The sequence below is a fragment of the Mycobacterium sp. 852002-51152_SCH6134967 genome (genome assembly GCF_001667105.1).
GTDB lineage: Bacteria > Actinomycetota > Actinomycetes > Mycobacteriales > Mycobacteriaceae > Mycobacterium > Mycobacterium neumannii_A.
Map to the genome: position 1 here is coordinate 125,687 of NZ_LZIK01000042.1, position 23,039 is coordinate 148,725.

Consider the following 23,039-nt stretch of genomic DNA (forward strand, 5'->3'; position numbering starts at 1 on the left):
CTGCACTGGTCACAGGTCAAATCGCGGCACGGTGCGAAGATGGCGGGGTGAGTTCGAACGCCGCTCCCGCTCCCGTCGTCATCCGGATCTCTCCCATGGCGCATTTCGCCGTCGCCTTTCTGGCGTTCAGCATGCTTTCGCTGGTTCTGGCGGGCCTCACCTGGGTGGCGGCCCTGTTGATCATTCCGATCGTGTTGTCGGTGTTCGTCGCGCGCTACCGCACCGTCGCCGACCACGATCAGGTGACCGCGCGCACGCTGTTGGGCAGCGAGACCGTCGGCTGGGGCGACATCGACGGCCTGCGCTTCGGCAAGGGGTCATCGGCTTACGCCCATTTGAAGGACGGCAGAGACCTGCGGTTGCCCGCGGTGACGTTCGCGACGTTGCCGCTGTTGGCCGAGGCCAGCGAGGGGCGTGTGCCCAATCCGTACGCGAAGGATTAGGCGAACGGGTTGCCGCCGTTGAGCAGCACCCAGATCGCCACACCGGCGCCCGCGCCGAGCACCAGCGCGCCGAGCGATCCGAGGAAGGGCCGGCGTGCCCAACCGCGTCCGGCGTCGAATCCGTACCGGCCGGGGCCCGTCAACACCAGCGCGGCCACCGCGCAGGTCAGAAACACGTTGTACTCGTGCCCGTCGGTGAGGAAGTCCGACAGGCGCGCCTCCTCGTGGGCGACCATCGCCTCGGCCAGTACGCCGGTCACCAGATACGCCAGCGCGCCGGCGGCGGCCACCGGGGTGAAGAGACCCAGGATGAGCAGCACGCCCGCGGCGATCTGCCCGAACGCGCCGACGTAGGCCAGGATGTCGGCGTAGCGGAAGCCCATATCGGACAGCTGGGCTTCCCATCCGCCCAGCCCGGGCCCGCCCCACAGCCCGAACGCCTTCTGCAGGCCGTGGCCGATGAACAGGGCACCGACTGCGAGGCGCAACAGTAGAAGGCCGAGGTCGAGCGTGCCGCGGCGCTCCGGTGCGGCGCGGAACGGATCGGGGCCGATCTCCGCCGGATCGGCCGAGTAGTCGAGTGCGTGCCTGCCGCCGGGCTGCACGTACGGCAGCGGCTCGGGATCGTTGAGCAGTCCGAAACCGGTGGAGACCGGCGCGCCGCTGTTCGAGTCGTAGTGCGGGATCGCGGTGGTCTCGAAGTCGCCGGCGTAGTTGGCCGACGGGAGGTCGTCTTCGGGGTCGACCAGGCTCGCCGACGCGGGCCGCCCGGCCGCGTCGTCGGGCCGCTGCCAGGCGCGTGGGTCATTGGAATGACTGGTCACCATGCCAGCGTAAGTGCTTGTCACCCGGTAGCCGGGTATTGGCGCGGTGCTTTCGGGGCCTTAATTCGCCGACGGTTCGGGGCGCGGCCCAGCGGGTGCGCGTGGCGAACACATCCGAATGATCCGTAACCTGGCTCGCATGAAACTGCGCCGGCCGATGCGGGGTGCGCTCGCCGTGGCGTGCGCGGCGTTGCTCGTCGGGTCCGGCTGTGCGCGATTCGACGATCTGCAGTCGCAACCGTTCACCACTGAGCCCCAGCTGGAACCCGGTCCGACGTCGTCACCGCCGCCACCGCCGCCGCTGCCCCCGACGCCGTTTCCGAAGGAGTGCCCGGCGCCCGGCGTCATGCAGGGTTGTCTGGAAAGCACCAGCGGCCTGATCATGCTGCCCGACAGCCAGTCGGCCCTGGTCGCCGAGCGCACGACCGGCGTGGTCAAAGAGGTCTCGGTGCGGGCCGAGCCCAAGGTCAAGACGACGCTGCCGGTCGACGGCTCGGGTGATGGCGGGCTGTTGGACATCGTGCTGTCGCCGACCTATCAACAGGACCGGCTGATGTACGCCTACGTCAGCACCCCCACCGACAACCGCGTCATCCGCATCGCCGACGGCGACATCCCCAAGCCGATCCTGACCGGCATCCCGAAGGGCGCCACCGGCAACACCGGCGCGTTGATCTTCACCAGCCCGACGACGCTGCTCGTGCAGACCGGCGACGCGGGCAATGCCGCCGATGCCGCGAACCCTGGGTCGCTGGCCGGAAAGGTGTTGCGGATCGAGCAGCCCACCACGGTCGATCAGGCCCCGACGACGACCGCCCTGTCGGGTCTGGGCGCCGCGGGCGGCATGTGCCTGGACCACTCGGACGGGTCGCTGTACATCACCGACCGCGCCGCATCCGGTGACAGGTTGCAGCGCATCACCAAGGACTCGAAGACGTCCACGGTGTGGACCTGGCCCGACCGGCCCGGTGTGGCGGGCTGCGCCGCTCTCGACGGGTCGGTTCTGGTCAATCTGGTCAACACCAAGCAGACGGTCGCCGTGCGGCTCGCTCCCGAAACCGGTGCGGTGACCGGCGATCCCGAGGTGGTGCGCCAGGACCAGCACGGCCACGCCTGGGCATTGGCCATGTCGCCCGACGGCAACATCTGGGGCGGCACGATCAACAAGACGGCGGGCGATGCCCAAAAACTCGACGACGTGGTCTTCCCACTGTTCCCGCAGGGCGGCGGCTTCCCGCGTAACCCGGCGGACAACACCTGATCGACTGCGCGGCAAGGACCTTCAGCTCTCGACGATGCGCAGGCCGATGATGCCCACGACGATCACGGCGAGAAACGCCACGCGCGCCGCGCTGGCCGGCTCACCGAGCAGGAACACTCCCGCGACCGCGACACCGACGGCGCCGATGCCCACCCAGACCGCATAGCCGGTGCCTGCGGGCAACTGACGAAGTGCCAGGGTCAGCAGGACGAAGCTGAGCAACGCGGCGCCGACGCCGAGCACGCTGGGGCCCAGCCTGCTGAACCCCTCGGACTGCTTGAGCGCGATCGCCCAGACGATCTCGAGCAGCCCCGCGACAACCAGGATCAGCCACGCCATCGCGGGTCACGCATTCGTTCCACCGTCGACGGTGAGAACCGCGCCGGTGATGTTCGATGCACCCGGACCCGCAAGGAACGCAACGGAATCGGCGATGTCTTCGGCGGCGGCGTAGCGGCCGAGAGCGCTGAGCGCGCGCTGCTCGTCGGCGCCGGCCGCGTCGGCGGGGTTCATGTCGGTGTCGGTCGAGCCGGGCTGCACAAGGTTGACGGTGATGTCGCGTGCCCCGAGGTCGCGCGCAAGGCCTTTGGTGAACCCGATGAGCGCGGCCTTGCTCATCGAGTAGAGCGTGACCCCTGCAGAGGGCACCCGCTCGGCCAGATTGCTTCCTATGCTGATGATCCGGCCGCCGCCGGGCATGTGCCGCACCGCAGCCTGACTGGCCAGGTACACCGCACGGGCGTGGATGGCGAGTGTGCGGTCGATCTCCTCGACCGATACCGCCTCGATCGGACCATAGGGAAAGACGCCCGCGTTGTTGACCAGGATGTCGAGCTTGCCGAACTGCGCATTGGCCTGCTCCACGGCCGCTGGCACGTCGTCGGCGGAGGCGCTGTCCGCACGAATCGCCAGGCCGCGCCTGCCGCGCGCAGCGATCCCGTCAACGACCTCGTCGGCGCGCTCCTTAGACCGCGCGTAGGTGATGGCGACGTCCGCGCCGCGTTCGGCGAGGCGGGCCGCGATGGCTGCCCCGATCCCCCTGCTGCCGCCCGTGACCAGCGCCGACTTCCCTTCCAATTCCGACATCTCGACCTCCTTTATGTATCGTTCGATACATAATTATCCGGCCTGCGTATACTTGTCAACGATTTCTTTGCCGTTCGATACAGAAGGGGGTGCGGGGGCATGGTGTCACGCGGCCGACCACGCACCTTCGATCGCACCGAAGCCCTGGAACGCGCCATGGAGGTGTTCTGGCAGCACGGTTACGAGGGCACGTCGATGAGCGACCTGACCGCGGCGATGGGCATCAATTCGCCGAGCCTGTATGCGGCGTTCGGGTCCAAGGAGGAGCTGTTCCGCGAGGCGGTCGCTCGCTACGACCAGACGCTGGGCGCCACCGCGGCAGCCGAGTTGCGCGATCGGCCCACCGCACGTGAGGCCATCGCCGCGGTGCTGCGCCACCACGCCGAGGTGTTCTGCGATCCGGACAAACCCCGCGGCTGCATGATCGTGCTCGCCGCCACCACCTGCACCGAACGCACTCGTTCAGTGCACGAACACCTCGCCGAGTGGCGCGTCGCCACCGAGGACGCCTTCCGCACCCGGGTCGACCGGGGGATCGCCGACGGCGACGTCCCGGCCGGAGCCGACGCCGCGACCATCGCCGCGTTCTACAACACCGTGAACCATGGGATGGCGATACAAGCCCGCGACGGCGCGGACCGAGAGAAGTTGTCGGCGATCGCCGAAGCGGCCATCGCAGCTTGGGAGGGCCTGACCGGGTCCTGACACGGCCGGCCATGCGCCAGAATGCAGCCAGGGCTGTGAACCGTCGCGTCGCGCACGACCCTGTGTGCAGTTTCGACGCTAGCTACAAGCCTCCAGGACCAGCTCGCGCACCCGTGCCGCGTCGGCCTGTCCCTTGGTGGCCTTCATGACGGCGCCGACGATCGCGCCCGCGGCCTGCACCTTGCCGCCCCGAATCTTCTCGACGATGCCGGGATTGGCCGCCAGCGCCTCGTCGACGGCGGCCTGCAACGCCGAATCGTCGCGCACGACCTCCAGCCCACGACCCTTCATCACCTGCTCGGGCTCGCCCTCGCCGGCCAGAACGCCCTCGACGACCTGCCGGGCGAGCTTGTTGGACAGCTTGCCGCCGTCGACGAGCTTGACGACGGCGGCCACCTGCGCGGGGGTGATCGGGAGCGCGTCGAGTTCCACACCAGCTTCGTTGGCCTTCTGCACCAGGAAGTTTCCCCACCACGCCCGGGCCGCGTCGCTCGATGCGCCCTGTTCGACGGTGGCGGCGATCAGGTCGAGCGCACCGATGTTGACGAGGTCGCGCATCACCTCGTCGGAAATTCCCCAATCGTCCTGAATCCGCTTGCGGGACAGCCACGGAAGCTCGGGGATCGTCGCCCGCAACCGCTCGATCCACTCCGCATCGGGTGCCACCGGCTCGAGGTCGGGCTCGGGGAAATACCGGTAATCCTCGGCGGTTTCCTTGCTGCGTCCCGGTGAGGTGTACCCGTCTTCGTGAAAGTGCCTGGTCTCCTGGGTGATTCGACCGCCCGACTCGAGAACCGCTGCCTGGCGGCGCATCTCGTAGCGGACCGCGACCTCGACGCTCTTGAGCGAGTTGACGTTCTTGGTTTCGGTGCGGGTGCCGAACTCCTTCTGCCCTATCGGTTTGAGCGAGACGTTGGAGTCACAGCGCATCGATCCCTGGTCCATGCGGACATCGGAGACGCCGAGGCCGCGCAGCAGATCCCGCAGCGCCGTCACGTAGGCACGGGCGATCTCGGGGGCGCGCTCGCCGGCGCCTTCGATGGGCTTCGTGACGATCTCGATCAGCGGCACACCGGAACGGTTGTAGTCGATCAGCGATGTCGTGGCGCCCTCGATGCGGCCCGTCTCGCTGCCGAGGTGGGTCAGCTTGCCGGTGTCCTCCTCCATATGGGCGCGCTCGATGTCGACCCGCCAGGTCGAACCGTCGTCGAGCGGCACGTCGAGGTAACCGTTGATCGCGATCGGCTCGTCGTACTGGCTGATCTGGTAGTTCTTCGGCATGTCCGGATAGAAATAGTTCTTGCGGGCGAACCGGCACCACGGCACGATCTCGCAGTTCAGCGCGAGCCCGATCCGGATCGCGGACTCGACGGCCTTCTCGTTGAGCACGGGCAGCGACCCGGGCAGTCCCAGGCAGACGGGGCACACCTGAGTGTTGGGTTCAGCGCCGAACTTGTTGGCGCAACCGCAGAACATCTTGGTGGCGGTGGACAGTTCGACGTGGACTTCCAATCCGAGCACGGGCTCGTAGCGCGCGACGACGTCGTCGTAGTCCAGCAGGTCGGCGGTCGCAGCAGTCATGACGCCGATCTTAGTAAGCGGGCTCAGCCGAAGAACTCCGCGGCGTCGTCGTACCGGCTCTGCGGGACGAGCTTCAGCTGGCGGGTGGCGTCGGCGAGCGAGACGCGGCCGATCTCCTGGCCGCGAAGCGACACCATCATCCCGTACTCGCCCGCGTGTGCGGCATCGGCGGCGTTGACACCGAAGCGGGTGGCCAGCACGCGGTCAAAGGGCGTCGGCGTGCCGCCGCGCTGCACGTGGCCCAGAACCGTCACCCGCACCTCTTTGTTGATTCGCTTCTCCACCTCGAAGGCGAGCTGCTGTGCGACGCCGGTGAAACGCTCGTGGCCGAACTCGTCGAGTCCGCCCTGCCGCAGTTGCATCGACCCCTCGGCCGGCTTCGCGCCTTCTGCCACCACGCAGATGAAGTGCGAATCACCGCGCACGAAGCGCTGTTTGATCAGTCGGCAAACCTCTTCGACGTCGAAGGGCTGTTCGGGGATCAGCGTCATGTGCGCACCGGACGCCAACCCCGAATTCAACGCGATCCAGCCCGCGTGGCGGCCCATCACCTCGACGAGCATCACGCGCTGGTGTGACTCCGCAGTGCTGTGCAAGCGGTCGATGGCCTCGCTGGCCACCCCGAGCGCGGTGTCATGTCCGAACGTGACATCGGTGCAGTCGATGTCGTTGTCGATGGTCTTCGGCACGCCGACGACGGGAACGTTCTCCTCGGAGAGCCAGTGCGCGGCGGTGAGCGTGCCCTCGCCGCCGATCGGGATCAGAACGTCGATGCCGTTGTCGTCGAGCGTCTGCTTGATCTGGTCGAGCCCGGCGCGCAGTTTCTCCGGATGCACGCGGGCGGTGCCGAGCATCGTGCCGCCCTTGGCCAGCAACCGGTCGTTGCGGTCGTCGTTGGCCAGTTGGATGCGACGGTTCTCCAGCAGACCGCGCCAGCCGTCCTGGAATCCGACGACCGACGAGCCGTAGCGCACGTCGCACGTGCGCACCACGGCCCGAATGACCGCATTCAGTCCGGGACAGTCACCGCCACCGGTCAGCACTCCGATCCGCATGGCTACATCCTCCCCGAGATCCTCCCCGAGCGCGCGAATGTTTGCGCCCTCTGTCGGCGTTTGCGTCCAACAAACGTGCGCTGGCGGCGCCTAAACCGCCGTCGACAGCGGACCGCGCGCCGCCTCGTAGGCCGCACCAACGCGGTACAACCGGTCGTCGGCCAGCGCGGGCGCCATGATCTGCAGTCCGACGGGCAGCTTGTCGTCGGGTGACAGCGCCGAAGGCACCGACATTCCGCAGTGGCCCGCCAGGTTCAACGGCAGCGTGCACAGGTCGAACAGGTACATCGCCAGCGGGTCGTCGACCTTCTCCCCCAACGGGAATGCCGTGGTCGGCGTCGTCGGCGAGATCAGCACGTCGACCTTCTCGTAGGCCTCGTCGAGATCGCGCGCGATCAGCGTGCGCACCTTCTGCGCCTGGTTGTAATACGCGTCGTAGTACCCCGCCGACAGCGCATAGGTACCAATCATGATGCGGCGCTTGACTTCCGGGCCGAAGCCGGCGGCGCGGGTCAACGCCATGACTTCCTCGGCGCTGTGCGTGCCGTCGTCACCGACGCGCATCCCGAAGCGCATCGCGTCGAAGCGCGCGAGGTTGCTCGAGACCTCCGACGGAAGGATCAGGTAGTAGGCCGGTAGCGAGTAGTCGAAGTGCGGGCAGTCCACCTCGCTGACCTCGGCGCCCAGCGCGGTCAGCTGTTCGACGGCGGCGTTGAACGACTCCAGTACACCGGGCTGGTAGCCGTCGCCGCGCAACTGCTTGACCACACCGATCCGCACGCCCGCCAGGTCACCCGCCGCCCCCGCCCGTGCGGCGCCGACGACGTCGGGCACCGTCGCGTGGACCGAGGTGGAGTCCTTCGCGTCGTGCCCGGCGATCACCTGGTGCAGCAGTGCGGTGTCGAGGACGGTGCGCGCGCACGGGCCGCCCTGGTCGAGCGAGGACGCGCACGCGACGAGCCCGTAGCGGGAGACGGTTCCGTAGGTCGGTTTCACGCCGACCGTGGCGGTCAGCGCGGCCGGCTGGCGGATCGAGCCGCCGGTGTCGGTACCGATGGCCAACGGCGCTTGAAACGCCGCCAGCGCCGCGGCGCTCCCGCCGCCGGAGCCTCCAGGGACGCGCTCGACGTCCCATGGGTTGCGCGTCGGCCCGTACGCGGAGTTCTCTGTGGACGAACCCATCGCGAACTCGTCCATGTTGGTCTTGCCGAGGATGGGCAGGCCGGCCGCGCGTAGCCGCATGGTGACGGTCGCGTCATAGGGCGACGTCCAGCCCTCGAGGATCTTCGATCCGCAGGTCGTCGGCATGTCGGTGGTGGTGAACACGTCCTTGAGCGCCACCGGCACCCCGGCCAGCGGCGAGGGCAGATCTTCTCCGGCCGCGACGGCCGCATCGACGCGCGCCGCAGCCTCCAGCGCCCGCTCCTCCGCGACGTGCAGGAACGCGTGGTAGCGGTCGTCGGTCGCCGCGATCTGGTCCAGGTGCGCCTGGGTGACCTCCGTCGACGACAGCTCTTTGGCGGCGATCTGTCGCCCCAGCGTCGCGGCGTCCATCCGGGTGAGATCGCTCACTGCGCCTCCCCCAGGATCCGCGGCACCGCGAACCGGCCCTCGGCCGCCTTGGGCGCCTGGTCAAGCGCCTCCTCCTGCGTCAGGCACGGCTCGACCGTGTCCGGCCGGAATACGTTGACGTCGGTGAGCGGGTTCCCGGTCGGTTTGACCCCTTCGACGTCGACGGACTGAATTTGGCTGACGTGACCGAGGATGGCGTCCAACTGCCCGGCATAGCTGTCCAGCTCGTCTTCGGTCAGGGCGAGGCGGGCCAGACGCGCCAGATGGGCTACCTCGTCTCGGGAGATCTGCGACACGACAAGCAAGCCTAGTCATCGCCGTTGCGCCCGCCGAGGCCGGAATGCCCGCGCCCTCCCGCTGTGCAAAAGTGTTGCGCGTGCCTACGTACCTGCTGCGGGTCCAGCTAGAGGACCGGCCCGGCAGCCTCGGCTCCCTTGCCGTGGCGCTCGGGTCGGTGGGCGCCGACATTCTGTCGCTCGACGTGGTTGAACGTTCGGCCGGCTACGCCGTCGACGATCTCGTGGTCGAACTGCCCGCCGGCGCCATGCCGGACATGCTGATCACCGCCGCCGAACAGATCAAGGGTGTCTACGTCGACTCGGTCCGGCCGCACACCGGCCTGCTCGAGGCGCATCGCGAACTCGAGCTCATCGACCACATCGCGGCGGCGCACCGCAAGGACAAGTTGCAGGTCCTGGCCGACGAAGCGCCTCGGGTGTTGCGGGTGGGTTGGGCCACCGTGATGCACCTGACCGACGGCGGGCCGCAACGTGTCGTCGGCAGCCCGGGCGCCCCCGAGACGCAGGCGGCAGAAATCCCGTGGCTACCACTCAACCGGGCCGAGGCCCTCGACGGCGACGCCGCGTGGGTGCCCCAGGTCTGGCGCGATATGGGGACCACCCTGGCCGCCGCCCCGCTCGGCGATCCGCGCACCGCGGTGGTGCTGGGCCGCCCCGGCGGGCCGCAGTTCCGGCCGTCCGAGGTCGCCAGATTGGGTTATTTGGCGGGCATCGTCGCCACGATTCTGCGCTGAGTCCACGCGGCCGGGCGGCTGTTACGGTTGGCCGCAATCCCATCAACCGCACCGCTCAACGTCGACCGGAAGGTTTCGCGTGGAAACGCTGCTGATCGTGCTGGCCGCCATCCTGCTCATCGCGGCGATCGTCGTGCTGGTGAAGGCACTTCAGCGGCCGAAGACGCCGAAGACCCCGACCACGCGGGAAGATCCGCTCAAGTTCGCCGCCACCATGCCGCAGTTCGGCCCGCGCCAACTCGGACCCGGCGCAATCGTCTCCCACGGCGGCATCGACTACGTGGTCCGCGGCTCGGTGACGTTGCGCCAAGGCCCGTTCGTCTGGTGGGAGCACCTGCTGGAAGGTGATTCCGATTCGGAGCCGCTGTGGTTCAGCGTCGAGGAGGACGAGGGCCGACTCGAGTTGGTGATGTGGACACGACGCAAGGATGCGGCACTGCAGCCGGGCGGCGAACTCGCCGTCGACGGAATCGCCTATCGCGAGACCGAACGCGGCAGCGCGTCGTTCACCACCGAAGGCACCACCGGACTGCCCGCGGGTGGGGAGATGGAGTTCGTCGACTACGCGAACGCCGACGAGACATCGCTTCTCGGGTTCGAACGCTGGGCGCCCGACATGCCGTGGGAAGTGTCGACCGGCAAGCCCGTGCGGGCCGGCGAGCTGACGGTCTACCCCGCGCCGCCGCCCAGCGAATGGAAACCGTGCCCTTTCACCGACTGGTAGTGACTCCGGCCGATGTGTCCGGCAGGAGACTTCGGCTGGCGTTGAATGCGTGCGTACCGACGCCGCTGGCGGCGTGCTCGCTGCCCCATCCCGCCGACGGCGCGCTGGCGCTCGGCGTGCTCGGTGCGTCGCACGTGGTCACCGTAGAGCAATCCGAACACACTTTCTCCGAAGAGGTTTCGTGCACCGCGCGCACGGATGCCGAGCTTCCGGGCCGCGCCGAAGCGCCCGGATACCGGATCGAGTCTCGGACGGAAGCGTGTGGCGAGGCGGAGTTTCGCAGGCTCGCGCAGATGCTGCGGGTCAGTTGTGAGCGCGAGCGTGGCTGGCTCGGTGGTGCTTTCCCGGGTGACGACGCCGCACTGACCGCGCTGGCCGCCGAACCGGACGGGCCCGGATGGCGCTGGCGGACATGGCATCTGTACCCCGACCGAGCCGCGGGCGGCACCGTCGTCTACACCCGCAGTCGGTGGCGACCGTGAGCAGAACCGCGTTGTTCTGGCTGGCCGGCGGGCTGGCCGTGGCGGGGATCGCATGCCTGGTTCTCGGTATCTCGTTGCAGAACCGCGACATTCGTACATATGTGGCCGAGAACTACGCCGCGCACTCGCACGGTTCGGAGGCCAGCAGCTACGAGTGCAGCGGGTCGCCCAGCGAAGTGGCCGACCGTCTTGCCGACTATCGGGCTCCCGAGGCGCGGGCCACCGATCGCGGCATCGAGTACCTGCGCTATGACGACGACATCGTGATCATCGGGCCGGACGGCAACCGACCATGCACGATCCGGGTCGAGGACGTTCGCGGCAGCAGATACAGCGGGGGCGCCTTCATCTTCCTCGGGCCGGGGTTCTTCCCCGGTGCACCGGCCGGGGGCGCGGGCGGTAGCTCCGGCGGCCCGGGCGGAACGAAATGACGCGCGCACCAGAGCCAATCAGGTAAGGAGAACCCCATGAATCTGGCGGTCGAATTCGGCAGCATCAGCGGCGAGAGCCTCGCCCAGAATGTGGTCGCAGCGATCCTGTACTTCCTGGTGGGTGTCGGCGTCCTGGCAGCCGGATTCGCCATGGCCGACGTGCTGACCCCGGGGAACCTGCGTCGGTTGGTGTTCGTCGAGCGGCGGCCCAACGCCGTCGCGGTCGCATCGGGAATGTATGCAGCCCTGGCCATCGTGGTGATCTCGGCGATCGTGGCCAGTTCCAACGAACTGGGCCAGGGGCTCGTCGACGCGGCGGTGTACGGCCTCGTCGGCGTTGTGCTGCAAGGACTGGCGCTGATCGTGTTGGAAGTGGTGGTGCCCGGGCGTTTCCGCGACCTGATCACCGAGGAGCGGCTGCACCCGGCCGCCATCGCGACCGGCGTGACGCTGCTCGCCGTGGGAGGGGTGAACGCCGCCGCGCTGTCATGACGGCGACCGAACACGACGCACCCGCACCGCGGCTGGCCGGATCGGTCCGGCGGTGGCGCGCGGTGTTGTTCGCGGCCGTGGCGGCGTGCGCGGCGTGCGGCATCATCTACGAACTGGCGCTGCTGACCCTGTCGACCAGCCTGCACGGCGGGGGCATCGTGGCGATGTCACTGATCGTCGCGGGCTATGTCGCCGCGTTGGGCGTCGGTGCGCTGCTGGTGAAGCCGTTGCTGCACCGCGCCGCGGTCACGTTCATCGCCGTCGAGACGACGCTGGCGATCGTCGGCGGGTTGTCCGCGGCCGCACTGTACGTCGCGTTCGCTTTCGTTGGCGGCTCGCTGTGGGTGCTCGCGATCGGCACCGCCGTGATCGGCTGCCTGGTCGGCGCCGAGGTGCCGTTGCTGATGACCCTGCTGCAGCGCGGACGCACCGCGGGCGCCGCCGATACCGGTCGGGTGCTGGCCAACCTGAACGCCGCCGACTACCTGGGCGCGCTGATCGGCGGGTTGGTCTGGCCGTTTCTCCTACTGCCGCAGCTGGGCATGATCCGGGGCGCCGCCGCCACCGGGATCGTCAACCTCGTCGCGGCGGCCGTCGTGGCGGTGCTCCTGCTGCGACGCATCGTCACTACGCGCGAACTGGCGGTGTCGCTGACGGTGCTGGCGGCCGCGCTGGCGCTGCTTGTCACGCTTCTGGTGCGCGCCGACGGCATTCAGACCTCGACCCGCCAGCGCCTCTACGCCGATCCGATCATCGCCCACGAGCAGTCGGCGTACCAGGAGATCGTCGTCACCCGGCGCGGTGACGACGTTCGGCTGTATCTCGATGGCGGACTGCAGTTTTCGACCCGCGACGAGTACCGCTACACCGAGAGCCTGGTCTACCCCGCACTCGGTGGCGACCCTCGCTCGGTGTTGATCCTCGGTGGCGGTGACGGCCTGGTGGCACGTGAAGTCTTGCGAGACGAGGACATCGAGACAATCGTGCAGGTGGAGTTGGACCCCGCCGTGGTCGAGGTCGGGCGTACCACGTTGCGCGACGCGAACGCCGGCGCCCTGGACGATCCGCGGATGCGGGTGGTCATCGACGACGCGATGACATGGCTGCGTGCGGCCCCCGGAAACGTCGAGCCCGGCGGCTTCGGCGCGGTGATCGCCGACCTGCCCGACCCGGACAACCCGGCGTTGGGACGGTTGTACTCAATGGAGTTCTACGCCTTGATCGGTCGCGTTCTGGCGCCGGACGGTCTGCTGGCCGTGCAGGCGGGCAGTCCCTTCTCCACCCCGGCCGCGTTCTGGCGCACGGTGTCGACGATCCGTGCCGCCGGCTACTCGGTGACCCCGTATCACGTGCACGTGCCGACATTCGGCGACTGGGGATTCGTCCTGGCGCGCCGGGGCCCGACGGCGCCGAAGCCGACGATCCCGGCCGACGCCCCGCCGCTGCGCTACCTCGACCAGCGGACGCTGGATGCCGCCACCGTGTTCGGCGGCGACATCCGGCCCCGGTCGTTGGAGCCCTCGACGCTCGACCACCCGCGCGTCGTCGACGACGTGCGGCGTGGATACCGCTGACCCGTCAGCCGCCCGCAGGCACCGGCCAGCGGTCGTTGACGTCGGCGTTGGTGTCCTTGCGGGCACAGTGCGCGCAACAGAAGATCGCTTCTTCTGTCTCGATACCGTGACCGAGGATTCGGCACCCGCAGTGGGCACACTCTGGAGCCAGTTGGACCGCCGCGCACTCGACGCTGTCGAACGTCGCGCTGCGGCCGTCGGGCCACGTCACGGTGAACGCCTTGTCGTAGTCGTTGCCACAGGTATCGCAGATCGCCATCACAACTCCTTGTCGATTCGCCCAGTCGAGTGCCCGGTGAGCGGGGCCGACAAACGCAGCCGTAGTCACAAGCAGCGACTCAGACGCCGTCGGGCCCGTTCTGCAACAACCGGGCGAACCCGTCCTCGTCGAGGATCGGCACGCCCAACTCGACGGCCTTGTCGTACTTCGAACCCGGCGAATCACCGGCGACCACGTACGCCGTTTTCTTCGACACGGAGCCGGCCGCCTTGCCACCGCGGGCGACGATCGCCTCCTTGGCCTCGTCACGTGAGTAACCGGCCAGCGACCCGGTGACCACGATCGACAACCCCTCCAAGGTCCGGTCGATGCTCGCGTCGCGTTCGTCGGCCATCCGCACGCCCGCGGCACGCCATTTGTCCACGATCGCCCGGTGCCAGTCGACGGTGAACCACTCGGTCACCGCGGCCGCGATCGTCGGGCCCACGCCTTCGACAACCGACAGCTCCTCCTCCGAAGCCGCCATGACGGCGTCGAGGCTGCCGTACTCGGTGGCCAGTGCGCGCGCCGCCGTCGGCCCGACGTGCCGGATCGACAACGCGACGAGCACCCGCCACAGCGGTTGGGATTTCGCCTTGTCCAGGTTGGCCAGCAGGCGTTTACCGTTCGCCGAGAGCTGTCCGTTCTTGGTCGTGAACAGGTCGGTGCGCAGGAGGTCCTCTTCGGTCAGCGTGAACAGGTCGCCCTCGTCGGTGATGACACCGGCCTGCAGCAGAGCGGTGCCCGCCTCATAGCCCAGACCCTCGATGTCGAACGCGCCGCGGCCGGCGACGTGAAACACGCGCTCGCGCAACTGCGCCGGACAGGACCGGGTGTTGGGGCAGCGGATGTCGGCGTCACCCTCCTTGGCGGGCGCGAGCTTCGTTCCGCACTCGGGGCAGTGGGTGGGCATCACGAACTCGCGCTCGGAACCGTCGCGCATATCGACGACCGGGCCGAGCACCTCGGGGATCACGTCACCCGCCTTGCGGATGACCACCGTGTCGCCGATGAGCACGCCCTTGCGCTTGACCTCCGAGGCGTTGTGCAGCGTGGCCTGGCTGACCGTCGACCCGGCCACCTTGACCGGTTCCATCCAAGCGAATGGCGTGACCCGGCCGGTGCGCCCGACGTTGACCCTGATGTCGAGCAGTTTGGTCTGCGCCTCCTCGGGCGGGAACTTGTAGGCGATGGCCCACCGCGGCGCCCGCGATGTCGCACCGAGCCTGCGCTGCAACGCGACATCGTCGACTTTGACCACCACGCCGTCGATTTCGTGTTCGACGTCGTGGCGGTGCTCGCCCCAATACGCGATGCGTTCGGTGACCGCGTCGATTCCCGTCACCTGGGCGGTGTGCTCGGAGACCGGCAGCCCCCAGGCCGCCAGCGCGCGATAGGCGTCGTGCAAGGTCTTGGGCCGAAAACCTTCGGCGCGGCCCACACCGTGGCAGATCATCCGCAGCTTGCGACGCGCGGTGACGGCGGGGTTCTTCTGCCGGAGCGAGCCCGCGGCGCTGTTGCGCGGATTGGCGAACGGTGGCTTACCGTCCGCCACCAGGCCGGCATTGAGGTCCTCGAAGTCGGCTACGCGGAAGAACACCTCGCCGCGTACCTCGAGGACCTTCGGCGGCGGGAATTCATCGCTCGCCGTGAGCTTTTCGGGCACGTCGCCGATGGTGCGGGCGTTCAGCGTGACGTCCTCGCCGGTGCGGCCGTCACCCCGGGTGGCCGCACGCTCCAACCGGCCGTCGCGGTACACCAGGGCCAGCGCCACCCCGTCGATCTTGAGTTCGCACAGGAAGTTCGCCTCCTGCAGCACGTTGGGACCCAGCTCACTCTTGAGCCGGCCCGCCCATGCCGAGAGCTCGTCGGGCGTGAACACGTTGTCCAGGCTCAACATCCGCTCGAGGTGCTCGGCGGAGGCGAAGTCGGTGGAGAAGCCCGCACCTCCGACCAACTGCGTCGGCGAGTCCGGGGTCCGCAGTTCGGGGTGGTTCTCCTCGAGGGCCTGCAGATCACGCAGCAGCGTGTCGAACTCGGCGTCGGTGATGATCGGCGAGTCCCGCACGTAGTAGCGGAACTGGTGCTCACGCACCTCGTCGGCGAGCTCTTGCCAGCGACGACGCACGTCGGCGTCGGGGGCGTCGTCGGCCTGTGCGGCCAGCGCGTCTTCCGCACCCTTGGAGGTCACCTTCGCAGGCTAACCGAGCGGCCCGACAGCACCGCACCGTTACCCTGGCCCCATGCCGCACCCGATCATGTTCCGCGACGACGACCCGGTGCTGGCGCGGGTACGGACCATGGCGCTGGCGTTCCCCGAGGCCTACGAGAAGGTCTCGCACGGACGGCCCGCGTTCTTCGTCGCCAAGATGTTCGCCATGTACGGCGGCAGCGTCAGACCGGCGACCAAGGGCGACTACATCCAGTACCCGCAATCGATCCTGGTCAAGGTCGACGACAGTGAACGCCAGGCGCTGCAGCAGGACGCCCGATTCTTCTCGCCCGCCTACCTCGCACCGTCGGGGTGGCTCGGGCTCGACCTGTCGGCAGACAAAAAGATCGATTGGGACGAGATACGCGAGCTGATCGACGCGTCGTTCCGATTGACCGCGCCCAGGAAACTCGTCAAACAGCTCGACGAAGGCTGAACAGGTAGCAGGCAGGCCATGATTCGATCGGAGACGCCATGAGTTTTGCGAGCCCCTTCCCCGAGGTCGACATCCCGTCCACCAGCGTCTACGACTACTTGTTCGGTGATATCGCAGAAGACGACCTCGACCGCGTCGCGCTTGTCGACGCGAAATCGGGGCGCGAAACCACCTACCGCGAAACGATCGCGCGCGTCGACGCGTTCGCCGGTGCGCTCGCCGGACGCGGGATCGGCGTCGGCGATGTGGTCGGCCTGCTCTCACCGAACAGTTCGGGATTCGCGGTCGCATTCCACGGCATCCTGCGCGCGGGCGCGACGGCCACGACCGTCAACGCGTTGTTCACCGCCAAGGACATCGCCAAGCAGTTGACCGACTCGAACGCCAAGATGCTCGTGACGGTGTCGCCGCTGCTGGCCCAAGCCCAGGAAGCGGCCGCGGCGGTCGGCATTCCCGACGACGGGCTCATCGTGCTCGACGGACCCGGCCTGTCCTCCGACGGGCATCCCAACGCCGCCGACCTCATGGGGCCGGGCCATCCACCGCCTGAGGTGAGCTTCGCGCCCTCATCGCACTTGGCGGTGTTGCCCTACAGTTCGGGAACGACCGGAAACCCGAAGGGCGTCATGCTCACCCACCGCAACCTGGTCGCCAACGTCGCCCAGATCCGGCCACTGCACGGCATGGTCGCCGACGACACCGTGTTGGCCGTTCTGCCGTTCTTCCATATCTACGGGATGACCGTGCTGCTCAACGCGGCACTGCACGCCAGGGCCCGGCTGGTCATCATGCCGAGCTTCGATCTCGGCGACTTCCTGGGCAACATCCAGGACCACGCCTGCACCATCGCGTTCATCGCCCCACCCGTCGCGGTGGCGCTGGCCAAGCATCCGCTGGTCAACGAGTACGACCTGTCGTCGTTGAATGTGGTGATGTCGGGTGCGGCCCCCTTGGACGCCGACCTCGGCCACGCCGTCGCCGAGCGGTTGGGCTGCCGGGTGATCCAGGGTTACGGCATGAGCGAGCTCAGCCCGGTCAGCCACATCACGCCGTTCGACGGCGGCCAACACGAGATGAACATGGTGGCCCCGCTCAGCTCGGTCGGCTGGACGGTGTCGAACGCCGCGTCGAAGATCGTCGACCCCGAGACCGGTGACGAGATCGACCCGCCCACAGAGGGTCTCAGCGAAACCGGCGAACTCTTGTTCAAGGGCCCCAACGTCATGGCGGGTTACCTCGGCAACGAGAAGGCCACCAAGGAGACCATCGACGACCAGGGCTGGTTGCACACCGGTGACCTCGCACAGGTCGACGCCGACGGCTGTGTCTACATCGTCGACCGGCTCAAGGAGCTGATCAAGTACAAGGGTTATCAGGTGCCGCCCGCCGAGCTGGAGGCCGTGCTGCTGACTCATCCCGACATCACCGACGCAGCCGTGGTCGGGGTCGTCGACGCGGACGGAGAAGAGGTGCCGAAGGCGTTCGTGGTCAAGCGATCCGGAGCCGAGCTGAGCGAGGAGCAGGTGATCGAGTTCGTCGCCGGCGAGGTGGCTCCTTACAAGAAGGTCCGCCAGGTGGCGTTCATCGACGCGGTGCCGAAGTCTGCGTCCGGCAAGATCCTGCGCAAGGACCTGCGCGGCTGATCAGGGCCGGCCGATCCGTTCGGCGGCCTGCGCCGCACGCGCCTGCCGATAGCCTAGCGCGGCGCCCGCCACGGGGATGAGCAGCAGCCCGGCCAGCCCCCACAGCGGGTCGCTGGTCCCGGCGCCGGGCGCGACGACGAACTGGCGCACCACCGCGGGCGGAGTGGCCACCGGGTCCAACACAGCGGGTGCGGGCGGTGCCGGTGAGAGCGGCGTCGTCGGGATCGGTTGCGCGGGCACCGGCGCTGAGGGTGCCAGTGCTGGTGGCTGCCAATCGGTTTCGGGCTGAAGGTCGCGGCTGTGCGGCGCGCGTCCGTTGCCGAACGCCACCTGTGGCGGCTCGAAGGCGGGGGCCGGCGCACTCGCAGCGCCGGATCCGCCGGAGGCGACCGGGGCGGCCGACGACGCGGTGTTCACCGGCACTTCGGCCGGCGGCGTCGCGCCGACGGCCGACCGGCTGGCGGATACGTCGGGCGCCGCAGCCGCACGGCTGGCGGATACGTCGGGCGCCGCAGCCGCACGGCTGGCCGATACGTCGGGCGCGGCGGCGCGGCCCGCCGATTCCGGGGCGATAACAGCGCCCGGCCGGCTATCCGGCGACGGCTGCGCGAGCCCGTCTCGGCCGGACCCGACCCGCGACTTCGGGGCCGCGCCGGACCCGTTGGTGTCCCCGCCCCGTTTGCTGCCGGTCGTGCGCTTACCATCGCGACGGTCGTTGTCGTACTTGCCGTTGCCGGACCCGCGGCTGTGGTGGCCGCCGCCGCGGTCGGCGCTGTGGCCCCGGTCCGAGCCGCGCGAATCACCGGGGTGGGCGTATGCGACCACCGCACCCGATCCGCTCACCAGGAGAAATACGGACACCACGCCGGCACCTGCGGCGAGGCGCGCGTTCATCCGGACACCATTCCCTTCTCGGCAAAGGCGATCGACGCCGCCTGCGGAGCATTCTCGCATGGGTAGCCGCGTAATACGAGGTGTCCGGCAGGAACGCCGCAAATAGTTCAGCGAAGCGCGTTTTCCGTAGTCCGCGACGTGCGCCCGTGGGTCGCTCGACGGTGCGATCCACGGTTCGCGACAGCGTCTCCAGGGACTCGCTGGCGTCGGCGAGGAGTGCGGGCCACATCCGCCAGATGCGTTCACGGCCACTGCACCGACTGCTCACCAAGCCGGCTGACGCCAACGGTTTGGTCGTTGCCAGCCGGTTGACCGGTATCACCTCGGCCGCTTCGCTGACTAGATCGCGTCGGGGTCCTCGGCGAAAGCATCCGCCGCCTTCTGCGCCAATCCGATCGCGGTGCGCGCCCATTCGGTGGTGGCGCCCGCCAGACCGCACGCCGGCGAGATGCCGGTCCGCTCCCTGAGCACGGATCGGGGAAAGCCGAGCCGGTCGGTCAGCGACACCGCGGCCTTGGCGATCTCCTCGACCGAAGGACGGGTCTCCGGCGCTGTCGAGGGCACCACGCCGAACACCACCGTGCGACCCGAGTCGACGAACTCTCCGACGCCGTCGAGGTCGTCGGCCGCCAGTGTGGACACGTCGACGGAAACCGCGGCGATTGAACTGCGCTGCAACACATTCCACGGCACACCTGCGGCGCAGCTGTGCACGACCACTGGGACGTCCGCCGCGGCGACGCATTCGTCGAGCAAACCGATGGCCTGCGCCTCGTCGACGGCATGCACGGGCGTCAAACTGGTGACCCCGGTCAGCCGGCCTTCGAGCGCGGAGAACAACAGCGGTTCGTCGAATTGAACGACGACCGCCGCGTCGAGCCTCCGGCCCACAGTCGCGCGGTGCGCTGCGATCCCTTCGGCCAGCGACGCGGTGAGGTCGCGCACCGCGCCTCGATCGGTCAGGGCGCGATGGCCGTTGGCCAGCTCCAGTTGCGCCGCCAACGTGACCGGCCCCGGCGCCTGAACCTTGACCGTGCGCCCAGCGCCACGTAAACCTGCTTTCTCCCAGGCTTCTTCGAGCGCGTCGAGGTCTTCTTCGAGCAGGCTCCTCGCCCGCCTCAGCACTGCGGTGCGGCCCGCCGCGATCCGATATCCGCGGGGCACGGTGTCCATACCGATGTCCACCAGAATCGCACCAGCCCGGCCGATCACGTCGGCACCCACGCCACGGCCCGGCAGTTCCACCAGATGCGGCAAGGTGTGCAGTTCGCCGACGACGACCTCGGCGGCCTCGCGCGCCGACGTTCCGGGCCAGGACCCGATGCCGGTGGCCGCGGCGAAAGCACTCACTCGTTTGACAGTATTCGATGGGGCTAATCTCATCCCGAAAGGGTTGGGGAAGGACAGGCCATGCCCGCAGCGCTCCGGTCGCTCGTGCTGTGGTGCGTGGCGGTCGCGATCACCTCGGGGTGCGCTCAGGTCATCGACGGACACGCGATGCGGGCGACACCGGGCATCGACGACGGATCGCTGTCGCCGGTCGATGTCGAGACGATCATGCTCGACCAGTCACAGATGCGTGCGATCACCGGAGCCGGTGAGGATCTCACGATCATCCCGACCATGGACGGCAAGATCCCCGTCGACATCGAGCCGCTCGCCGAAACCACTCCCCTGCCTTGCCAATGGATCTTCGCCGAGACCCAGACCTTCGGACCAGAGGTCGAGGAGTTCCGCAAGACCACGTTCCAGCACCCGCCCGAAGGTGGACTGATCTCCGAGGGCGCGGCGGCCTATCGCGACACCGCGACCGCCCGGCGGGCCTTCGACTCGCTCGTCGCTCTCGTCGACGGTTGCAGTGCAACGCCTTTGGGGCCGATGTTCGTCGGCGAGTGGAGGGTGGGCGCGGACACCCTGCAGACCCGGCCCTCGGGTGCCTGCGGTCGCGACTACCGCGTGAAGTCGGTCGTGCTGGTGGAGGTGACCGCGTGCCGGTTCCCCGAGTCGGTGCCCGAGATCGTCATGTCCAACATTCTGGCCAACGTTCCCGGATAGCTATCGGGTGATCGTCGCGCTGCCCAGCACTTCGTCGCCCGCCGGGTCGGGGCGGTACAGCACCATCGTCTGGCCGGGAGCCACGCCGCGCAGGGGCGCGCGCAGCTCGACGACCAGCCGGCCGCCGCGCAGTTCGGCCACGCCGTCTGCGACACCGCCGTGCGCGCGGACCTGCACCTGGCATTCGATCGGGCCCGCAGGCGCGACACCGGTGGTGAAGATCGGCCGCTCACCGGTCAAGGTCCACACGTCGAGGTCTTCGGCGCCACCGACCCGCACGGTCGCGGTCTGCGGGTCGATCCCCGTCACATAGCGCGGCTGTCCGTCCGGGCCCGGCCCGGCGATGCCCAGACCCTTGCGCTGACCCACCGTGAACCCGTGCACGCCGTCGTGTTCGGCGAGCACCGTCCCTGCACCGTCGACGACCGAACCGCGTCGCACACCGATCTTGGCCCCGAGGAACGCGCGGGTGTCACCGGAGGGAATGAAGCAGATGTCGTGGCTGTCTGGTTTCTCGGCGACCGCGAGACCGCGACGCGCAGCCTCCTCGCGGATCTGCGGCTTCGGGGTGTCGCCGACCGGGAACACCGCATGCCGCAGTTGCTCGGCGGTCAGCACCGCGAGCACGTAGGACTGGTCTTTGGCGGCGTCGACCGCGCGCCGCAGTCGACCGTCCGACAGCCGGGCATAGTGTCCGGTGGCCACGGCGTCGAATCCCAACGCCAGCGCGCGGGCGGCCAACGCGGAGAACTTGATCCGTTCATTGCAGCGCACACAAGGGTTCGGGGTCTCCCCGCGAGCGTATGACGACACGAAGTCGTCGATGACGTCCTCTTTGAACCGGTCGGCGAAATCCCAAACGTAGAACGGGATGTCGAGGATATCGGCGACCCGTCGCGCGTCACCGGCGTCTTCTTTCGAACAACAGCCGCGCGATCCGGTGCGCAGTGTGCCAGGAGACGGTGACAGTGCCAGGTGAACACCGACGACGTCATGTCCGGCGTCGACCATCCTGGCGGCGGCGACCGAGGAGTCCACGCCGCCGCTCATCGCCACGAGTACCCGCACTACTCGACCACTCCCGAACTTGCCAGCGCCGCCTGCCGGGCCCGTTCGACGGCGGCGGGCAGCACCGCGAGCGCGGCATCGACGTCGTCCTCACTGCTGATGTGCCCCAACGAGAGTCGCAGCGAACCCCGCGCACTCGCCGGGTCGGCACCCATCGCGATCAGCACGTGTGAGGGCTGCGCGACGCCTGCCGTGCAGGCCGAACCGGTCGAACACTCGATACCCTTGGCGTCCAACAACATCAGCAGCGAGTCGCCCTCGCAGCCGCGGAAGGTGAAGTGGCAGTTGCCGGGCAGCCGAGCGGCACCCGTAGCGCCGTTCACCTCGACGTCGTCGATGGCAGCCAACACGCCTTCGATCAAGCGGTCACGAAGCGCCGACACCCGCGCACCGTTGGTCTCGAGCCCGTCGACCGCGGCTCTCGCCGCTGCGGCCATCGCGACTGCTCCCGCCACATACGGTGTGCCGGAGCGGACGTCGCGCTCCTGGCCTCCGCCGTGCAACAGCGGGACGCAGGCCGTGTCGCGGCGCAGCAGCAGCGCACCGATCCCGGTGGGGCCGCCGAACTTGTGCGCCGCGATGCTCATCGCCGAAAGCCCACTCGCTGCGAAGTCGACCGGAATGTGGCCGACGGCCTGAACGGCGTCGCTGTGCATCGGCACGTCGAATTCTGCTGCCACAGCGGCGAGCTCGGCGATCGGCATGATCGTCCCGACCTCGTTGTTGGCCCACATCACCGACACCACAGCCACGTCGTCGTGGTCCTGCAGCGCCTGTCGCAGCGCCGCATGCGTGACCGAACCGTCCTTCTCGACGGGCAGCCAGGTCACCTCGGCGCCCTCGTGCTCGACGCACCACTCGACCGAATCCAGCACGGCGTGGTGCTCGACCGGCGTGGTCACGATCCGCCTGCGGCGCGGATCGGCGTCGCGGCGGGCCCAGAAGATGCCTTTGACCGCAAGGTTGTCGCTCTCGGTGCCGCCCGCGGTGAAGATCACCTCCGACGGGCGGGCGCCCAGCAGATTGGCCAGCGTCTCGCGCGACTCCTCCATCCGCCGCCGGGCCGTGCGGCCCGTGCCGTGCAACGACGACGCGTTGCCGACCGTCGCCATCGCGGCCGTCATCGCCTCGATGGCAGCGGGGTGCATCGGGGTGGTGGCGGCGTGATCGAGGTAGACCGGCTGATCCGAGGTCATAACCCGTCCAGAA

25 protein-coding genes are annotated in these 23,039 nt (G+C 68.7%); 12 read left to right on the forward strand and 13 right to left on the reverse strand.

The window, feature by feature from the left end:
* The first annotated feature begins 95 nt into the window (after window positions 1–95).
* On the forward strand, window positions 96–443 hold the full coding sequence (locus A5790_RS13865; protein WP_066844999.1) for a PH domain-containing protein: 348 nt from the start codon (window positions 96–98) through the stop codon (window positions 441–443).
* Here A5790_RS13865 and A5790_RS13870 read toward each other — a convergent pair.
* Window positions 440–1,267 carry a DoxX family protein gene (locus A5790_RS13870; RefSeq protein ID WP_066845163.1) on the reverse strand — a complete coding sequence of 276 codons (828 nt, stop codon included), beginning with the start codon at window positions 1,265–1,267 and terminating at the stop codon, window positions 440–442. The two genes, A5790_RS13865 and A5790_RS13870, sit on opposite strands and share 4 nt — an antisense overlap.
* A 139-nt stretch (window positions 1,268–1,406) precedes the next feature.
* Here A5790_RS13870 and A5790_RS13875 point away from each other — a divergent pair, with 139 nt between their 5' ends.
* Window positions 1,407–2,528: a PQQ-dependent sugar dehydrogenase gene (locus A5790_RS13875; RefSeq protein ID WP_066845002.1), complete on the forward strand. Its 1,122-nt coding sequence runs from the start codon at window positions 1,407–1,409 to the stop codon at window positions 2,526–2,528.
* A gap of 21 nt (window positions 2,529–2,549) precedes the next feature.
* Here the strand turns inward: A5790_RS13875 and sugE are convergent, their stop codons facing one another.
* Together sugE and A5790_RS13885 are read right to left on the reverse strand one after the other, a co-directional pair.
* A complete protein-coding gene (sugE, locus tag A5790_RS13880) occupies window positions 2,550–2,867 on the reverse strand; it encodes a quaternary ammonium compound efflux SMR transporter SugE (RefSeq protein WP_066845005.1) in 318 nt (105 codons plus the stop codon).
* A gap of 6 nt (window positions 2,868–2,873) precedes the next feature.
* Entirely contained in the window at window positions 2,874–3,614 is a 741-nt protein-coding gene (locus A5790_RS13885; RefSeq protein ID WP_066845008.1) for an SDR family NAD(P)-dependent oxidoreductase, read from the reverse strand.
* A 99-nt stretch (window positions 3,615–3,713) separates the two neighbouring features.
* Here A5790_RS13885 and A5790_RS13890 point away from each other — a divergent pair, with 99 nt between their 5' ends.
* Complete coding sequence (locus A5790_RS13890; RefSeq protein ID WP_066845011.1) at window positions 3,714–4,319, forward strand: TetR/AcrR family transcriptional regulator; 606 nt, start codon at window positions 3,714–3,716, stop codon at window positions 4,317–4,319.
* Between the two features lie 78 nt (window positions 4,320–4,397).
* On the opposite strand, the gene gatB is transcribed toward A5790_RS13890, so the two are convergent.
* From gatB to gatC, 4 genes are all read right to left on the reverse strand, one after another.
* Window positions 4,398–5,900: an Asp-tRNA(Asn)/Glu-tRNA(Gln) amidotransferase subunit GatB gene (gene gatB / locus A5790_RS13895; protein ID WP_066845013.1), complete on the reverse strand. Its 1,503-nt coding sequence runs from the start codon at window positions 5,898–5,900 to the stop codon at window positions 4,398–4,400.
* 23 nt (window positions 5,901–5,923) lie between these two features.
* Window positions 5,924–6,955 (reverse strand): ATP-dependent 6-phosphofructokinase, encoded by a 1,032-nt coding sequence (locus tag A5790_RS13900; protein WP_066845015.1) that lies wholly within the window; start codon window positions 6,953–6,955, stop codon window positions 5,924–5,926.
* Between the two features lie 90 nt (window positions 6,956–7,045).
* Window positions 7,046–8,509, reverse strand: a complete 1,464-nt coding sequence (gatA, locus tag A5790_RS13905) for an Asp-tRNA(Asn)/Glu-tRNA(Gln) amidotransferase subunit GatA (protein WP_066845017.1) — start codon at window positions 8,507–8,509, stop codon at window positions 7,046–7,048.
* Between the two features lie 14 nt (window positions 8,510–8,523).
* Window positions 8,524–8,823, reverse strand: a complete 300-nt coding sequence (gatC, locus tag A5790_RS13910) for an Asp-tRNA(Asn)/Glu-tRNA(Gln) amidotransferase subunit GatC (protein ID WP_064398527.1) — start codon at window positions 8,821–8,823, stop codon at window positions 8,524–8,526.
* Between the two features lie 80 nt (window positions 8,824–8,903).
* On the opposite strand from gatC, the gene A5790_RS13915 reads away from it, so the two are divergent.
* From A5790_RS13915 to A5790_RS13940, 6 genes are all read left to right on the forward strand, one after another.
* Window positions 8,904–9,560, forward strand: coding sequence for an amino acid-binding protein (locus tag A5790_RS13915; protein ID WP_066845165.1), 657 nt, complete (start codon window positions 8,904–8,906; stop codon window positions 9,558–9,560).
* Window positions 9,561–9,639: 79 nt separating this feature from the next.
* Window positions 9,640–10,284 carry a DUF4178 domain-containing protein gene (locus tag A5790_RS13920; protein WP_066845019.1) on the forward strand — a complete coding sequence of 215 codons (645 nt, stop codon included), beginning with the start codon at window positions 9,640–9,642 and terminating at the stop codon, window positions 10,282–10,284.
* Window positions 10,263–10,766, forward strand: coding sequence for a DUF2617 family protein (locus A5790_RS13925; protein ID WP_066845169.1), 504 nt, complete (start codon window positions 10,263–10,265; stop codon window positions 10,764–10,766). Before A5790_RS13920 ends, A5790_RS13925 begins: the two co-directional genes overlap by 22 nt.
* The gene (locus tag A5790_RS13930) at window positions 10,763–11,197 is read left to right on the forward strand and encodes a DUF4247 domain-containing protein (protein ID WP_066845167.1); all 435 of its coding nucleotides are present in this window, start codon (window positions 10,763–10,765) and stop codon (window positions 11,195–11,197) included. Before A5790_RS13925 ends, A5790_RS13930 begins: the two co-directional genes overlap by 4 nt.
* 36 nt (window positions 11,198–11,233) lie before the next feature.
* Window positions 11,234–11,689 carry a DUF350 domain-containing protein gene (locus A5790_RS13935; RefSeq protein WP_066845020.1) on the forward strand — a complete coding sequence of 152 codons (456 nt, stop codon included), beginning with the start codon at window positions 11,234–11,236 and terminating at the stop codon, window positions 11,687–11,689.
* On the forward strand, window positions 11,686–13,263 hold the full coding sequence (locus A5790_RS13940; protein ID WP_066845023.1) for a polyamine aminopropyltransferase: 1,578 nt from the start codon (window positions 11,686–11,688) through the stop codon (window positions 13,261–13,263). Before A5790_RS13935 ends, A5790_RS13940 begins: the two co-directional genes overlap by 4 nt.
* Before the next feature lie 4 nt (window positions 13,264–13,267).
* Here the strand turns inward: A5790_RS13940 and A5790_RS13945 are convergent, their stop codons facing one another.
* Together A5790_RS13945 and ligA are read right to left on the reverse strand one after the other, a co-directional pair.
* Window positions 13,268–13,522: a hypothetical protein gene (locus tag A5790_RS13945; protein ID WP_064416829.1), complete on the reverse strand. Its 255-nt coding sequence runs from the start codon at window positions 13,520–13,522 to the stop codon at window positions 13,268–13,270.
* 79 nt (window positions 13,523–13,601) lie between these two features.
* Window positions 13,602–15,686, reverse strand: coding sequence for an NAD-dependent DNA ligase LigA (ligA, locus tag A5790_RS13950; RefSeq protein WP_156656400.1), 2,085 nt, complete (start codon window positions 15,684–15,686; stop codon window positions 13,602–13,604).
* Between the two features lie 79 nt (window positions 15,687–15,765).
* On the opposite strand from ligA, the gene A5790_RS13955 reads away from it, so the two are divergent.
* Both A5790_RS13955 and A5790_RS13960 read left to right on the forward strand, forming a co-directional pair.
* A complete protein-coding gene (locus A5790_RS13955; protein WP_066845030.1) occupies window positions 15,766–16,170 on the forward strand; it encodes an MmcQ/YjbR family DNA-binding protein in 405 nt (134 codons plus the stop codon).
* A 38-nt stretch (window positions 16,171–16,208) separates the two neighbouring features.
* Window positions 16,209–17,813, forward strand: coding sequence for a 4-coumarate--CoA ligase family protein (locus tag A5790_RS13960; RefSeq protein ID WP_066845033.1), 1,605 nt, complete (start codon window positions 16,209–16,211; stop codon window positions 17,811–17,813).
* On the opposite strand, the gene A5790_RS13965 is transcribed toward A5790_RS13960, so the two are convergent.
* Together A5790_RS13965 and A5790_RS13970 are read right to left on the reverse strand one after the other, a co-directional pair.
* Window positions 17,814–18,707 (reverse strand): hypothetical protein, encoded by an 894-nt coding sequence (locus tag A5790_RS13965; protein WP_066845036.1) that lies wholly within the window; start codon window positions 18,705–18,707, stop codon window positions 17,814–17,816. It lies immediately after the preceding gene.
* 339 nt (window positions 18,708–19,046) lie between these two features.
* On the reverse strand, window positions 19,047–20,057 hold the full coding sequence (locus A5790_RS13970; protein WP_066845039.1) for a methionine synthase: 1,011 nt from the start codon (window positions 20,055–20,057) through the stop codon (window positions 19,047–19,049).
* Window positions 20,058–20,117: 60 nt separating this feature from the next.
* On the opposite strand from A5790_RS13970, the gene A5790_RS13975 reads away from it, so the two are divergent.
* Window positions 20,118–20,762 (forward strand): sensor domain-containing protein, encoded by a 645-nt coding sequence (locus tag A5790_RS13975; protein ID WP_066845042.1) that lies wholly within the window; start codon window positions 20,118–20,120, stop codon window positions 20,760–20,762.
* On the opposite strand, the gene mnmA is transcribed toward A5790_RS13975, so the two are convergent.
* Window positions 20,763–21,830: a tRNA 2-thiouridine(34) synthase MnmA gene (gene mnmA, locus A5790_RS13980; protein WP_066845045.1), complete on the reverse strand. Its 1,068-nt coding sequence runs from the start codon at window positions 21,828–21,830 to the stop codon at window positions 20,763–20,765.
* Complete coding sequence (locus tag A5790_RS13985; protein WP_066845048.1) at window positions 21,830–23,026, reverse strand: cysteine desulfurase family protein; 1,197 nt, start codon at window positions 23,024–23,026, stop codon at window positions 21,830–21,832. Before A5790_RS13985 ends, mnmA begins: the two co-directional genes overlap by 1 nt.
* Between the last annotated feature and the right edge of the window lie 13 nt (window positions 23,027–23,039).

What these genes read in the sequence shown, in the direction of transcription:
- A5790_RS13865 (WP_066844999.1), top strand. Translation starts at nt 96, where the DNA reads ATGGCGCATTTCGCCGTCGCCTTTCTGGCGTTCAGCATGCTTTCGCTG.
- A5790_RS13875 (WP_066845002.1), top strand. Translation starts at nt 1,407, where the DNA reads ATGAAACTGCGCCGGCCGATGCGGGGTGCGCTCGCCGTGGCGTGCGCG.
- sugE (WP_066845005.1), bottom strand. Translation starts at nt 2,867, where the DNA reads ATGGCGTGGCTGATCCTGGTTGTCGCGGGGCTGCTCGAGATCGTCTGG.
- A5790_RS13885 (WP_066845008.1), bottom strand. Translation starts at nt 3,614, where the DNA reads ATGTCGGAATTGGAAGGGAAGTCGGCGCTGGTCACGGGCGGCAGCAGG.
- A5790_RS13890 (WP_066845011.1), top strand. Translation starts at nt 3,714, where the DNA reads ATGGTGTCACGCGGCCGACCACGCACCTTCGATCGCACCGAAGCCCTG.
- gatB (WP_066845013.1), bottom strand. Translation starts at nt 5,900, where the DNA reads ATGACTGCTGCGACCGCCGACCTGCTGGACTACGACGACGTCGTCGCG.
- A5790_RS13900 (WP_066845015.1), bottom strand. Translation starts at nt 6,955, where the DNA reads ATGCGGATCGGAGTGCTGACCGGTGGCGGTGACTGTCCCGGACTGAAT.
- gatA (WP_066845017.1), bottom strand. Translation starts at nt 8,509, where the DNA reads ATGGACGCCGCGACGCTGGGGCGACAGATCGCCGCCAAAGAGCTGTCG.
- A5790_RS13935 (WP_066845020.1), top strand. Translation starts at nt 11,234, where the DNA reads ATGAATCTGGCGGTCGAATTCGGCAGCATCAGCGGCGAGAGCCTCGCC.
- A5790_RS13940 (WP_066845023.1), top strand. Translation starts at nt 11,686, where the DNA reads ATGACGGCGACCGAACACGACGCACCCGCACCGCGGCTGGCCGGATCG.
- A5790_RS13945 (WP_064416829.1), bottom strand. Translation starts at nt 13,522, where the DNA reads ATGGCGATCTGCGATACCTGTGGCAACGACTACGACAAGGCGTTCACC.
- A5790_RS13955 (WP_066845030.1), top strand. Translation starts at nt 15,766, where the DNA reads ATGCCGCACCCGATCATGTTCCGCGACGACGACCCGGTGCTGGCGCGG.
- A5790_RS13960 (WP_066845033.1), top strand. Translation starts at nt 16,209, where the DNA reads ATGAGTTTTGCGAGCCCCTTCCCCGAGGTCGACATCCCGTCCACCAGC.
- A5790_RS13965 (WP_066845036.1), bottom strand. Translation starts at nt 18,707, where the DNA reads ATGAACGCGCGCCTCGCCGCAGGTGCCGGCGTGGTGTCCGTATTTCTC.
- A5790_RS13975 (WP_066845042.1), top strand. Translation starts at nt 20,118, where the DNA reads ATGCCCGCAGCGCTCCGGTCGCTCGTGCTGTGGTGCGTGGCGGTCGCG.
- A5790_RS13985 (WP_066845048.1), bottom strand. Translation starts at nt 23,026, where the DNA reads ATGACCTCGGATCAGCCGGTCTACCTCGATCACGCCGCCACCACCCCG.